Origin of the sequence: Mesorhizobium sp. M7D.F.Ca.US.004.01.2.1 (genome assembly GCF_003997785.1) — a bacterium.
GTDB lineage: Bacteria > Pseudomonadota > Alphaproteobacteria > Rhizobiales > Rhizobiaceae > Mesorhizobium > Mesorhizobium loti.
Genome location: NZ_RZRQ01000186.1, coordinates 1 through 12,073 on the forward strand (window position 1 = coordinate 1; position 12,073 = coordinate 12,073).

Consider the following 12,073-nt stretch of genomic DNA (forward strand, 5'->3'; position numbering starts at 1 on the left):
GGCGCGGCGGCTTGGCCACCTGGCCACGCGTCAGGAGATCGTCGAGAATCGGCGGCAACAGATCGATCGGCACCACCATGTTGATATCGGCGACTTCGCCGTTGCGGCTCATCTGCAGGCGCAGCGAACCGATGCCGAGCAGCGAGCCATCGGCGCCGAACAGCCCGGCGCCGCCCCAGGACGGATGTGCCGGCGCAATGAAGATCGCCTCGTCGAGCAGATACTCCCAATAGCCGGCGAATTCCTGCTTGGTGACGATCCTGGCCTGCACCGACTGGCCAATGCCGTCGGCCAGCACGACGGCGTCGCCGATCCTGGCCTTGCCGGCATCGCCCAGCGCCACGGCCGGCAGGCCGAGCGGCGCCAGCGCCTGCACCAGGCCGAAGCCCGATTCCTGGTCATAGGCCAGCGCGTGCGCGGGGATGACGCGGCCGTCATGGCTGGTCAGCCAGACCTCCTCCGCTTCGGTGATGAGATAGCCGATGGTCAGCACCAGCCCGTCATTGCGAATGACGACGCCGCTGCCTTCCCTGAGCGTGCCGAGCGCCCCGGCCGTAAAGGCATCTTCGGGAACGGTGGCCCGCACGGCAACGACCGAGCGCGGATTGGGATTGATGGTCATGCTTTTGTCCTGCGATGCAATGCTCTGGCGACGCGATACCTCTTATACCTATGCCGCATGGGAGATGGTGCAAGGGGGGTGGTGCTGACCTCATCCCCCGAGCAGGGCAAGCTCCGTGCAGCGGCGGCATAAAACAATAGTTCAACGCAAGTTGAACTTCCCCATCCGCAGCCCTAGCTTTAGGTGGACCTGCCCATCCTTTCCCCAAGCCCCCCAAGACACGAGGCCCCGAGATGACCGAATACACCCCGCCGAAAGTATGGACCTGGAACAAGCCGAGTGGCGGCGCCTTTGCCAGCATCAACCGGCCGATCGCCGGCCCGACGCATGACAAGGAACTGCCCATCGGCAAGCATCCGCTGCAGCTCTACTCGCTGGCGACGCCGAATGGCGTCAAGGTGACGGTCATGCTGGAGGAGCTTCTGGCACGCGGCCACACGGGCGCCGAATATGATGCCTGGCTGATCAGGATCAACGATGGCGACCAGTTCGGCAGCGGCTTCGTCGAGGTCAACCCCAACTCCAAGATCCCCGCCTTGATGGACCGCAGCGGCGCCACGCCGGTGCGTATCTTCGAATCCGGTTCGATCCTGATCTACCTCGCCGAAAAATTCGGCGAATTCCTTCCCAGCGAACAGCCGGCGCGCGCCGAGGTGCTGTCCTGGCTGTTCTGGCAGATGGGCTCGGCGCCGTATCTGGGCGGCGGCTTCGGCCATTTCTACGCCTATGCGCCGGAAAAGTTCGAATATGCCATCGACCGCTTCTCGATGGAGGTGAAGCGCCAGATGGACGTGCTCGACCGTCGGCTGGCCGAGACTGAATATCTCGGCGGCAAGGACTACTCCATCGCCGACATGGCGGTGTGGCCCTGGTATGGCGGGCTGGCGCTCGGCCGCATGTACAATGATTCCGCCGAGTTCCTGTCGGTGCAGGAGTACAAGCATGTGCGGCGTTGGGCGAAGGCGATCGACGCCCGCCCGGCGGTCAAGCGCGGCCGCATGGTCAACCGCGCCTTCGGCGAACCGGCCCTGCAGTTGCATGAGCGCCATGACGCCAGCGACTTCGACACGAACACGCAGGACAAGCTGGCGGCCGAGTGAGCTGAACAGCTAGCGCGCCGACCTCCCTCTCCTGCGAGGGAGGTCGGCAGCTTCAGCCCGCTCGTCTCTGCTCGACGGCCGACATCCACAGTCCGTCGATGTCGGCAAGAAACGTCTCGTCGATCTCGTCGAGATGGTTCCAGTACATGCCGTCCTCGTAGAAATAGCCGAGGTCCTTCTCGATCTCCTCGGCCTTTTCGGCCTTGTCGAGCCGGAGGCTGCCAAGAATGTCCGCCTTCATTTCGGCAATCCGCGTGAGCGAAAGGCCGCCAAGCGCGTCGAAGGCGAGCCTGGGAAACACCAGCCGGCTGCGCGGCAGGTCGGACAGATTGATGCACAGGCAGCCGTGCTTCAACGCCTGGACGAGCAGGCGCGCCGACTTGGCCTCGAGGTTGCGCAGGGTGACGTCGTCGCGCAACGGATCGGGCCGGCCAATGCCATAGAAATGCGTCTTGTCCGGCCGGTCGTAGATCATGTCGCAGCCAAGGAATGCCAGCACATCGGGCTTCTGGCTGTGAATGGTCCAATAGGCAGCGGTCAGCGCCATCGTGGCGCCGGCATAGACGAAGCCACCGAAGGCGTTCTGCGCCGGGACATACTGCGTGGCGCTGAATATCCGAGCCTGCCGCAAGGTCGCGTCGTGGGGCAGCCGGTCCGACGGGAAATCGCCGGCATGGACGAGGAAATCCCAGTCGGGGCGCACTCGCCAGGCATTGTTGATGGCGACGATCCGGCTGAACGCCTGCTTCGGCCAGGGCTCGCAACGCACCGCGTCGGGTGCGCTGCCAAGCAGAAGCAGGATGCGGGGTGCGTCATCGCGAACAGTTTCGATGGGCGGGATGGTCATCGAAGGGCTTTCAGGTCTCGGCCGAAAGGCCGGCTGCACATCGATATATGCCGGCTCGCGAACGTTCGCGCGCTGCAACCCTGCACCCTGGCGGACGACTTTGCCAGCCCGATGCATGCGGCCGATCGCGCAGGCCGAGGCGATCGAGGCACAAGCCTGCCATGCGAAGACGCAGGGCAAACAGCCGCCGAACAGCCGATAAAGCCGGCCTCAAAAAGAAAGCCCGCCACCGACGCGGTGTCGGGGCGGGCTTTTCCCAAGGCAAGCCTGGCGTGGCGCGGGCACCCCCGCCTCAAGCATCAATCAGTGCAAGACTTCAACTATCTGATGGGTATCGGGATCGACCAGGACGGTCTGGTCGTTGATCACCGCGACGCGATACTTGACGTTGGGCACTTCGCGCAATTCAACTGTGTCCGGCACCGGCGAGCCGAGCTTGAGCTCGACACCCAGAAGGTTCACCGACGCCAGCGGCTGCTTCTTGACGTATTCGCGAACGACCGTCTCCTGCTCCGGCTGGACGACGACGACATTTTCCGCCACGGCCACGCCCATGCCGCCCATCAGGACGACCGCGGCCGCCGCACTCTTAAGATAAAGTTTCATAACAATCTCCTACAGGTTGAATTCAAATTCCGCCCTGCATGGAAACTCCATCGCCGGCATGAGGTTCCATTTCAAATTCAGAATTCAAACATCACTTGATCGGCCAATAATAGTGATCGTGTGCTGATCATATATTAAGATTCGGGCGCGAGAATGGCTAAAAACCTCGCGTACAAATTGCGTCATTCGGATTGGATATTAATGCGGAGAGCGCATAAAGCTGCTGGCGGTACGGCAGCCACAACGGCAAGCGCCCGTTTATCTGGAAAGGCGGCAGCCGGCAGCGACTGGACCGGCCTCTATATGCTCAATTGCCTTAGCATCAGCTAACGTAGAGCAGGCCATGTCGTTCCGGCCGCTGGTCTCAGCATCGCAGGAAAGCTCCGCACGAAAAAGGCCCGCCCTGCCGGGAGCAGAGCGAGCCTTGAACGGCGCCGGTGGAGGTGGCAGCCTCACCCGGTCACGCCAGGAAAACGCGAAGCGTCAACACTGGTTCCGACCTTTGAGTTCTTGTGCGCACAGCGAATGAATGGGCCGTTTCAGCGAACCCGAGTGCCCGGCCTCAAAACCAGACACCGTCGCGATGCAGCGGCGGGACAGCGTCGACTGGATCCTGGCTTGTCGCGGCATGGTGCGCGCGCCTGAAGACCAGCCTCACGACGAGCACGAAGTAGCCGACCTGCACAACAAGCAGCGTCACGATCGTCCAGGCAAATGCCTCCCAGAAAGAACTGGTGGCCATATAGGTCCAGACCGCGACAATGACGGCCGTGGCTGACATCCCCACAAGAAACTGTCCAAAATACATCGTTCCCCAAAATCGTCGAAACCGCCCGGTTCCAAACGACTCCCTGCCAAATTCCCGTTACCCGCGGACAACGTTCCATTATTTTAGCAACTTCGCAACTATGTGGTCGCCCGTCCGGTACGCGCGCTCGAAATTTGTTGCGCGCCGGCCTGGTCGGGAGCAATTTGATGCTCACGGACTGGGGTAACGAAGAAAACAAGTCCGGGGGATGGGGAAATGACGCTCAAACTGATCGGGGCCGGTTTCGGCCGCACTGGCACGTGGTCGACCTTTGCCGCGCTGAACAGGCTCGGCCTGCCTTCCTACCACATGCAGGAAGTGATCATGAACAAGGCCAACAAGGGCCATCTCGATTTCTGGCGCAAGGTGGCCAACAGCCCGGCGGGCAGCCAGCACGACTGGAACCGTGTGTTCGCCAACTATACGGCCACCGTCGACAATCCTGGCTGTTGCGTGTGGAAGGAACTGATGGCCGCCTACCCCGACGCCAAGGTGTTGCTGACGCTCCACCCGCGCGGCGCCGAAGCATGGTATGAGAGCACCATCGACACGATTTATTTCACCGAGACTGTCTGGCAGTTCAAGATCCTGGAATGGCTGACGCCCTTCGGCCGGAAATTCGGGGACATGTCGAGCAAGCTGGTGTGGGGCCGCACCCTGAAAGGCGTGATGGACGACCGCGCCAAGGCGGTGGCGCGCTACAACGCCTATATCGAGGAGGTGAAGGCGGCGGTGCCGCCGCAAAAGCTGCTGGTCTACAAGGTGACCGAAGGCTGGGGCCCACTTTGCGAGTTCCTCGGCGTGGCACTGCCCAACGAGCCCTTCCCCAACCTCAACGACCGCGAAACAATCAAGAAGATCATCCGCGACATCATCAAGGGCTCCTACATCATGCTGGGGCTGGCGATCGCGGCGATAGTGGCCGTGGTTGCGGCGCTGTGGTGGTGGCTAGGCTGACCTCCAGGCCGTCGGCAACCCAGATCCAGTCTTTGCCCGGCGGGCATGGGAACAAGCGCCCGGGAACCAGGACATGGGAGGAAGGAGACAGGCGACGCTCAGCCACTCTGATGTCTTGCGCCATAAAGCGCCTTCCACGCATCCCTGCAATGTCCACGTAATGCCCCGGAGTTACCCCCACCGGCGAACGATCCAGCCGTGTGGGATGCATCTTGACCATCGAAACGAGCAAGCGTGCCTGGCTGCACGAGACTGTCGGCGTCGTCAGCCAGATCCTGGGCCTCTGCAGGCGCCTGGGCGCCGGGCAAGCCCGGGTGTTCCTGACCCGGTTCGCGTTGAAGCCAGTGAGCTTCTTCAAATGGTTCCGCTTCCTGTCCAGCTTCCGGCGGCGGCATAGGCTGGGCTGCCCCAATGACGATCTGTTGCGCAAGAAGCCCTACAAGTTCTTTGCCCTTGGTCTGTCAGGTCATCGCGGCTTCGATCTTCTTGCCGACCATTTCAATCTGGCGGCGGCGGGCCTGTCGCGAGAACTGCTGGAGGCGGCATGGCGCGGGCGGGCGATGGATATCGGCATGGTGAACGGGCGGCGCGATGCCTATGGCTTGAGCATGCTCCTCTCCGTCCATTCAGGCAGCAGCCACGAAGGCGCCTTCTCGATCAAGCTGACGCGGCAGAGCGACCGGCTCGATCTGGTTACGCTGAGCTTCATCCTCTACCGGATGGGCAACAGCCGCTACACGGTCGCCATCGGCGGGATCCAGGGCAGCCGGGAGTCTCGACGCGCCGTCATCGACGCCACGCGCGACCTGTGCGGCCTGCGCCCGAAGGATGCGGCGCTGCTGGTCATCGAAGGCATCGCGATCGGCGGCGGCGCCGGTCACTTTCTCGGCGTCTCCGACGCCAGGCACACCATCAATTTCCGCACACCGCAAAAGCGCCTCGGCAAGCATGCGGACATGGATGAATACTGGCTCGACCGTGGTGGATGCGAAGGCGGTGAATTCGGCTTCGCGATGCCGGTGCGGAACCATGATATCTCGCCACCGCTCGGCCGGCGCGAGTCCTGCAAGTTCGAATTCCTGACTATCGGCAGGACCCTGTTCGAACCGCGGCCCGCCTGCGCCGAGACGCAGACCGGCCCGCCGAGATGCGACGGCGTGTTGTCAATCGCTTCGGGTGTTGCCAAAACCACATTTTCCATGCCCGAATTCTTGGCGAAGACGCTTGGCCGGCTAAGTTTTTTGCTCGAGCATTATATCAGTTCTGACTAAAATAATGGAACGTCCAATGGACATTGCCGGAACCGAACAGGGCCCCTCGGACTTTTGCGTTTGGCATCTAAGACCTTGGTCCTACAGTAAAAAGCAAAAGTCCGACGTGACCGATTGAAGCCCGGACAAGGGAACATCGGGGCCTGCTTGTCGTTTGTCGCGAAGGCTCCGGCATGACAACAGCCGGCGCCCAATTCGGAGAACAGCGCGATGCCCCATCGGTCCACCATCATCAAGACAGGCCACGGCCCGGGCACGGCGATTGCCGTGCTTATGGTTGGATTGATGGCGGTGGGCTTCGTGTTCCTCGTTCTGGGCAGTTCGCTCTACTTCAGCGAGCCGCCCTCGGATCAACGCGCGCTGTCTTCCCCACCGGCCCGATCGATCCAGGCGGCGGATGGCAGAGCGGCAAACTGATCGCGTCCGCACCCACGGAACAAACAGCCGTCTTTCGAATTGGCATAAGCAACGACTAATAAAGGAGGATCCATAGTGAAGAACTTCATTCTTTCGGCCCTAGTCGCCATCTCCGTCGTGTCGCCCACGATCGTCGCTCCGGCGCAAGCCGCCAGCCTCGTCATCACGACGGACAACGGCGATACGGGCATGGGCCGTCATCATTGGCGTCGGTATCACGACCGTGATCATCATTGGCGCAGGCATCACGACCGCCATTGCTTCGTGAAGGTCAGGAAGCAATGGCACCATCACCACTGGGTGATCCAGAAGGTGCGCATCTGCGACTTCGACCGCTTCTGAGCGATGTCGAAATTACCGCCGCGCGAGGGTCATCGCAGGCTTCGTCTGGACGGAAGAACCTTGTCCATGGCCGCCGTCTGGAGCGCAGCGGTCGTCATGCTGGTCCTGATGGTGGCCGGAACGGTCGGCTTCTGACGCCTGACAGCCTTTTATCCACCGAAGAGGTTTGACGGCGCTTGCATTAATATTAGAGACGGCGAATATAGCAAATCGGCCGGCGACCGCCAGAAGCCGGCCGGGCCCGGCGAGCCTCCCTTTGCACCTGGCCGCCGGGCCATTTTTCTCGCTCGCCGTTTTCACGCGCCGGCGATGCGGCACGTGTCAGTGCGTCAGCATCTTGCCATCCTTCGCCACCGCCCTGCCCCGGCGATAAACCGTCCGCGCCTTGGGCACCGCCACCACCGCCTCGGGCACATGCTGCACCGACAGGGTGACGAAGTCGGCGCTGGCGCCGACCGCAAGGCCATAGCCCGCCAGCCCCAGCGCTTTAGCCCCGGCATGGGTCACCATGTCGAAGGCGGCGGCCAGTTCGTGGTCCTCGTAGAAGCCGGAACGGTAGCCGATCATGTTGGCGCGGCTCAGCATGTCGCCATCGCCATAGGGCCACCAGGAATCGCGGATGTTGTCGGAGCCGCTGAACACGGTGACGCCGGCTTCCCTGAGCGCCGCCACCGGCGGGAAGGCGTGATTGCCCGGCGCATTGGTCATGATCGCGACATCAGAGGCAGCCAGCATCTCGCCGGCCTTCAGCAGGGCGTCGGCTGGAATATCGCCCAGCCCATAGGCATGGCTAACGGCGACGTTGCCTTGCATGCCCAGCGCCCTTGTCCGCGCGGCGATCTCCTCGACCTGGAACAGGCCTGATGTGCCGCCATCATGCAGATGGATGTCGACGCCGGCGCCGTGTTTTTGCGCCAGGCCGAATACCACGTCGAGATGACCCTTCACGTCGCGGTCGAAGCTGGCGGGGTCGAGCCCGCCAATCAGGTCGCAGCCGAGCTTCAGCGCCTCTTCGAGGAGCTCCGGCGTGCCCGGCGAGGCCAGGATGCCGCTTTGCGGGAAGGCGACGAGCTGGATGTCGATGAGGTCGCGATACTGTTCGCGCACTGTCAGGATCGTTTCCAGATGCGTCAGGCCGACCGAGCCGTCGACCATGACATGGCTGCGCATGGCGAGACTGCCATGGCCGATGCAGAGCTCGAGCTGGTTCTTCGCCCGCTCCGCCATTGGGGCGGCGGCGGCCAGATTCCTGGCCTGGAAGGCGACACGCTCGCGCACGTCGAAACCATTGGTGCAAGGGATGTGCGGACGCCAGGCGTCGCCATAAAACGACGTGTCGAGATGGATATGGCCCTCGACGAAGGCGGGCACGACAAGCTGGCCCCCAAGATCAACAGTAGCAAGATCGACAATGCCAAGGTCGATGCCGGCGAGGTCCGCCATCTTCTGCGCCGGCACGATGGCACCGAAGCGCCCTTCGGTCACGGTGAGGTCGACCAGCGAGCCGTCGGCCAGCTTGGCGTTTCGGAAAATCGTCTGTTCTTTCAAGGGCGCCATCCATCGTTTGAAGCGCAGTCGTCGCCGCTCGTCCGCCGGCGGTCGATGCGGCAGGAAAGAGAAACCGTTTCTAATGCATGTCGCCCAAAAGTGACCTCGGTTTTGGGAAAACGACATGCATAGAAACAAAGAACCTAAAGCGCGCCGCCGGAATCCGTTCAAACGCGACGCGCTTTAGGCACGCCGAAATCCCAGGCGCCGAATCTGCACTTCAGCCCCGGCCTATTCCGCTTTCGCGGAAGTTTCGACCGGCGCGCAATATGCAATGCTGCTAATGCGGCGGTACGAGCCGCCCTGGTTGACGCGGGCGCCCGAGCCATCCCAACAATGCGCCCCCCCGTCCGCGTCGACCACGGCAGCCGACTGGCGCCATCATGCGATCGGTGAAGTCGTGCGCCGGCAGAGCCGGACAATGCACCCGCCACGCGAGGCGACAGCCCGCAGCGACGTTCATTACCGCTTCAGCCGCCGACCAGCGCCTTCGTCGTCACCAGATTGACGCCGGCTTCAGTGAATTCGCCATTGTGCCTGATGATGACCTGCTCGGCGCTCTCGCTGGCGTTGTCCAGCGTGCTGTGAGCGTCGGAAACCACGGTCACGCCGAGTCCTCTGGCCATCGCGCCCTTGACCGTCGCCGCCACGCAAAAATCGGTCTGTGCGCCCAGCAGCACGACAGCACCGGCGCCCTGCCCAGCCACCCAGTCGCCGAAGGCGGGATTGCTGAACGCATCGCGCACGGATTTGGCAAAGGTCGGCTCGTCCGCTGCCTGGCCAAGGGCGGGCCAGACCGGCCAGCCCGGCTCGCCCGGCGCCAGCGGATCGCCTTCGGGTCCATCATGCCTGACAAAGGCGACCTTCCGGCCGCTATGCCGCGCCCAGTCGATCACCGCCTTGGTGCGCTCGACAATATCAGGCGCATCATGGATCGGCGGCTCGTGCACGCCGTCGAACATGCCGGTCTGGAGATCGATGACAATGAGCGGCGCTTTGTCTGGGAGGCTGGCAGCTGACATGGTTTTTTACATAGCACGGCGGACAAGGTGATCAAGGATTTGCTCACTCCGGCGCGCCGGCAAACAGCACCACGCCATCGCCGCCGGTGGCCGGCCAGTCGCGGATGGTGCGGTCGTTGCCGCCGGTCAGCACCGTGCCGTCGGCGGCAAAGGCCACCGCATAGATCGGGCCTGTCTGGCTGTCGAACATCGCGATCTGGTTGCCGCTGTCCATGTCCCATAGCCGCGCCGTGCCGTCGAGTGAGCCGGAAACCAGGCGCTTGCCGTCGGCCGACAACGCCAGCGCGTAGACGATGCCCTCATGGCCCTCGAAGCGGCGCACTTCGCGACCGCTGTCGACATCCCAGAGCTTGATCGTGTAGTCGCCGCTGCCGGTGACAAGATGGCGCCCGTCAGCGGTGAACACCGCGCCATAGGTGCCTTGTTCGTGCCCGTGCCAGCTGCGCAGCTGCTTGCCGGTCTCGATGTCCCAGAGTTTCAGCGTGCCGTCGATGCTGCCGCTGAGGGCATGCTTGCCATCGGGCGAGACGGCGACGGCGCTGACCGACCAGTCGTGCCCGCTCATGACGTGCAGCACCGCGCCCTTCTCGAGGTCCCAGACGATGACGTTGCCCGTATCGTGCCCGCTGACGGCGCGCTTGCCGTCGGGGCTGATCGCCAGCTTGTTGACGCCGCCATTGCCGCCCGCCGAGAAGACATGCAGCACCGCGCCATCGGAAAGTTTGCGCTGCACGATCTCGCCGTCGTCACCGGCCGTCAGCGCGCTGACGCCATCGGGCATGAACAACGCCGTGCGGGCCATATCCTTGTGGATGCCGAGATTGCGGATCAGGTGCTTGCCGGCCATATCCCAGAGCTTGATCGTGTGGTCGGTGCTGGCGCTCATGATCGAGTGCCCGTCGGGCGCCACCGCCAGCCAGACGACCGCGTCGCGGTGGCCCTCGGGCTGCGTCGGCAGCGGTGGCGGAGCCGGCGGCAGCGGCGCCACGGTGGGCGGCGGAATGACCGCGACCTCCGGCGGCGTCGGTGGCACCAGCGCAGGCGGGGTCGGCGGCACGGGTGCCGCAGGCGGATTGGCGGCCTCTGGCGGCGGAGCGGTCGGCGCCAGCGGGGCAAATGGCTCCGGCGCCGGCGGCACGCTGGCGACATCCTGCCCCTTGGGCTCATTGGTCTTCGGTTCAGGGATTTTTGGTTCGTTGGCCTTGGGTTGGCTTGGCGAAGCCACCCCATTGCCCGGGCCCTGCGCCCGCCACAAGACCTGGCCGGCCAGCAGCATCAGCACGGCAATCACCGGCAAGACAAGGAAGGCGCGCCGCAAGTTCGGCCGGCCCTTGGGATCGATCTCGGCGTCGCGGCCAAAAAGCGGCGTCCCAGTGGGATGGTTCGGCCGGCCGGGCAGCAGCCCGGCCCAGAACAACAGGGCGCCAAGCAGGCAGAGCGCACCCACCGCCAGGAACACCACCGGCCAAAGCGTGGCCGGACCATGCAGCATCCGCACCATGCCACTCCAGGTGAAATCCCTGCCGCCCAGGAGCAGATATGTGCGCACCAGGCAAGCCATGGCCGCCGCCAGCAGGGGAAGCGCAAACAGCCTGTCAGCCAACCTGTCCATCGGATTTCTTCCCCCGGGGCGTTTATTGGTGGCCCTGGCGACGTGACGGTCGCCCGCCGCATGGTGCAATGGTCGAGACTACCAGCGGCGCGCTCCTATCGCCAAGAGCCCGCCGCCCCGACAGTTCGTGCGGAGCGAAGGGCTCGCGCCTTTGCCGACGCTCGCATGCCTTCCGGCTTGGTTGACACATGTCGTGTATCTGCCATCCTCGCGAAGGGATTCAGGAGAGACCACGATGAAGAAGACTTACGCGAAGCCGACCTTCGTCAGGAAGGGCAAGCTTTCAGCCATCACGGCAAACGGCCCGAGCAGCCCCACAATATGATCCCGGCGCATTCTGGCTGGCTGGATCGAGCCGGCTTTCCGGACGGAATTGCGTAAAACAAGGAATTACAGACCGAGCACTTTGTCGCTAGCCTTTGGATTTATTGCAGATTATTGCCTTCAGCCCGCGTGGTTGACAGATGGCCGCAGTCTGCGATCATCAAGCTGGGATTTTAGGAGAGTCTGAAAATGAAGAAGATCTATGTGAAGCCTATTCTTTTGAAAAAAGGCCGTCTTTCGGCGATCACGGCGGCAAACGGCGCCTCGATATCCTGATTTCAGCGCGTCAGCACCAGATCGTCCAACACCATTTGCCAATAGTGTTTCGTCGACAGGCGAACACGCGTTACGGCTTTGAGCATCGGGGCGTAGTGCAACGGCGTCAGCGCCGACAGCGTGACCTGATCGCTTGAGATCAGCTGCTCGCCAAGCCAGCTTTCGATCAGCGCCACCTCCCCTTCCGACTTCAGCCAGGCAGCGCTCAGCATGACCGAGTGAAAACCGAACGGCTGTTCGCGGCTGAATTCGGCCGGCAGCCCGCTGCTGGTGTAGACCACATGGTCGCCGGAGACGTTGCCATTGACATAGCCCTGGCTG

Annotated in this window: 14 protein-coding genes and 1 pseudogene; 7 read left to right on the plus strand and 8 right to left on the minus strand. The window is 63.1% G+C overall.

Features of this window, described 5'->3' with window-relative positions; all coding sequences use genetic code 11:
* Positions 1-622, minus strand: a 622-nt coding sequence (locus EN993_RS22510; protein ID WP_164757759.1) for a S1C family serine protease, incomplete at its 3' end; no start/stop codon positions are given.
* Between the two features lie 233 nt (positions 623-855).
* Between EN993_RS22510 and yghU the strand changes: the two genes are divergently transcribed.
* Positions 856-1,722: a glutathione-dependent disulfide-bond oxidoreductase gene (yghU, locus tag EN993_RS22515; RefSeq protein WP_127264853.1), complete on the plus strand. Its 867-nt coding sequence runs from the start codon at positions 856-858 to the stop codon at positions 1,720-1,722.
* Positions 1,723-1,774: 52 nt separating this feature from the next.
* Here the strand turns inward: yghU and EN993_RS22520 are convergent, their stop codons facing one another.
* The 3 genes from EN993_RS22520 to EN993_RS22530 form a co-directional block, all read right to left on the minus strand.
* The gene (locus tag EN993_RS22520; RefSeq protein WP_127264854.1) at positions 1,775-2,569 is read right to left on the minus strand and encodes a hypothetical protein; all 795 of its coding nucleotides are present in this window, start codon (positions 2,567-2,569) and stop codon (positions 1,775-1,777) included.
* A 303-nt stretch (positions 2,570-2,872) separates the two neighbouring features.
* Positions 2,873-3,175: a DUF1236 domain-containing protein gene (locus EN993_RS22525; protein ID WP_126069833.1), complete on the minus strand. Its 303-nt coding sequence runs from the start codon at positions 3,173-3,175 to the stop codon at positions 2,873-2,875.
* A gap of 562 nt (positions 3,176-3,737) precedes the next feature.
* Entirely contained in the window at positions 3,738-3,956 is a 219-nt protein-coding gene (locus tag EN993_RS22530; protein ID WP_245468936.1) for an exopolysaccharide production repressor protein, read from the minus strand.
* Between the two features lie 243 nt (positions 3,957-4,199).
* Here EN993_RS22530 and EN993_RS22535 point away from each other — a divergent pair, with 243 nt between their 5' ends.
* From EN993_RS22535 to EN993_RS22550, 4 genes are all read left to right on the plus strand, one after another.
* Entirely contained in the window at positions 4,200-4,940 is a 741-nt protein-coding gene (locus EN993_RS22535; RefSeq protein ID WP_109661387.1) for a sulfotransferase family protein, read from the plus strand.
* 212 nt (positions 4,941-5,152) lie between these two features.
* Positions 5,153-6,211: a DUF535 family protein gene (locus tag EN993_RS22540; RefSeq protein ID WP_164757760.1), complete on the plus strand. Its 1,059-nt coding sequence runs from the start codon at positions 5,153-5,155 to the stop codon at positions 6,209-6,211.
* A 210-nt stretch (positions 6,212-6,421) separates the two neighbouring features.
* Entirely contained in the window at positions 6,422-6,628 is a 207-nt protein-coding gene (locus tag EN993_RS22545) for a hypothetical protein (RefSeq protein ID WP_109660562.1), read from the plus strand.
* 75 nt (positions 6,629-6,703) lie between these two features.
* The gene (locus tag EN993_RS22550) at positions 6,704-6,970 is read left to right on the plus strand and encodes a hypothetical protein (RefSeq protein WP_127264857.1); all 267 of its coding nucleotides are present in this window, start codon (positions 6,704-6,706) and stop codon (positions 6,968-6,970) included.
* A 321-nt stretch (positions 6,971-7,291) separates the two neighbouring features.
* On the opposite strand, the gene EN993_RS22555 is transcribed toward EN993_RS22550, so the two are convergent.
* From EN993_RS22555 to EN993_RS22570, 3 genes are all read right to left on the minus strand, one after another.
* Positions 7,292-8,527, minus strand: a complete 1,236-nt coding sequence (locus EN993_RS22555) for an amidohydrolase family protein (protein ID WP_127264858.1) — start codon at positions 8,525-8,527, stop codon at positions 7,292-7,294.
* 461 nt (positions 8,528-8,988) lie between these two features.
* Positions 8,989-9,540: an isochorismatase family protein gene (locus EN993_RS22560; protein WP_127264859.1), complete on the minus strand. Its 552-nt coding sequence runs from the start codon at positions 9,538-9,540 to the stop codon at positions 8,989-8,991.
* A 43-nt stretch (positions 9,541-9,583) separates the two neighbouring features.
* Positions 9,584-11,152, minus strand: coding sequence for a WD40 repeat domain-containing protein (locus tag EN993_RS22570; protein WP_164757761.1), 1,569 nt, complete (start codon positions 11,150-11,152; stop codon positions 9,584-9,586).
* A gap of 235 nt (positions 11,153-11,387) precedes the next feature.
* Here EN993_RS22570 and EN993_RS22575 point away from each other — a divergent pair, with 235 nt between their 5' ends.
* Together EN993_RS22575 and EN993_RS37910 are read left to right on the plus strand one after the other, a co-directional pair.
* Positions 11,388-11,477, plus strand: coding sequence for a putative RiPP precursor (locus EN993_RS22575; protein ID WP_109660553.1), 90 nt, complete (start codon positions 11,388-11,390; stop codon positions 11,475-11,477).
* Positions 11,478-11,665: 188 nt separating this feature from the next.
* Positions 11,666-11,752 carry a putative RiPP precursor gene (locus tag EN993_RS37910; RefSeq protein ID WP_109660551.1) on the plus strand — a complete coding sequence of 29 codons (87 nt, stop codon included), beginning with the start codon at positions 11,666-11,668 and terminating at the stop codon, positions 11,750-11,752.
* 2 nt (positions 11,753-11,754) lie between these two features.
* Here the strand turns inward: EN993_RS37910 and EN993_RS22585 are convergent.
* Positions 11,755-12,073, minus strand: a pseudogene (locus EN993_RS22585) (hypothetical protein); the annotation flags it as partial.

Bases quoted from the DNA above. Each gene is read 5' to 3' on its own strand.
- EN993_RS37910 (WP_109660551.1), top strand. From the start codon at position 11,666: ATGAAGAAGATCTATGTGAAGCCTATTCTTTTGAAAAAAGGCCGTCTT.
- EN993_RS22560 (WP_127264859.1), bottom strand. From the start codon at position 9,540: ATGTCAGCTGCCAGCCTCCCAGACAAAGCGCCGCTCATTGTCATCGAT.
- EN993_RS22575 (WP_109660553.1), top strand. From the start codon at position 11,388: ATGAAGAAGACTTACGCGAAGCCGACCTTCGTCAGGAAGGGCAAGCTT.
- EN993_RS22545 (WP_109660562.1), top strand. From the start codon at position 6,422: ATGCCCCATCGGTCCACCATCATCAAGACAGGCCACGGCCCGGGCACG.
- yghU (WP_127264853.1), top strand. From the start codon at position 856: ATGACCGAATACACCCCGCCGAAAGTATGGACCTGGAACAAGCCGAGT.
- EN993_RS22525 (WP_126069833.1), bottom strand. From the start codon at position 3,175: ATGAAACTTTATCTTAAGAGTGCGGCGGCCGCGGTCGTCCTGATGGGC.
- EN993_RS22535 (WP_109661387.1), top strand. From the start codon at position 4,200: ATGACGCTCAAACTGATCGGGGCCGGTTTCGGCCGCACTGGCACGTGG.
- EN993_RS22570 (WP_164757761.1), bottom strand. From the start codon at position 11,152: ATGGACAGGTTGGCTGACAGGCTGTTTGCGCTTCCCCTGCTGGCGGCG.
- EN993_RS22530 (WP_245468936.1), bottom strand. From the start codon at position 3,956: ATGTCAGCCACGGCCGTCATTGTCGCGGTCTGGACCTATATGGCCACC.
- EN993_RS22520 (WP_127264854.1), bottom strand. From the start codon at position 2,569: ATGACCATCCCGCCCATCGAAACTGTTCGCGATGACGCACCCCGCATC.
- EN993_RS22555 (WP_127264858.1), bottom strand. From the start codon at position 8,527: ATGGCGCCCTTGAAAGAACAGACGATTTTCCGAAACGCCAAGCTGGCC.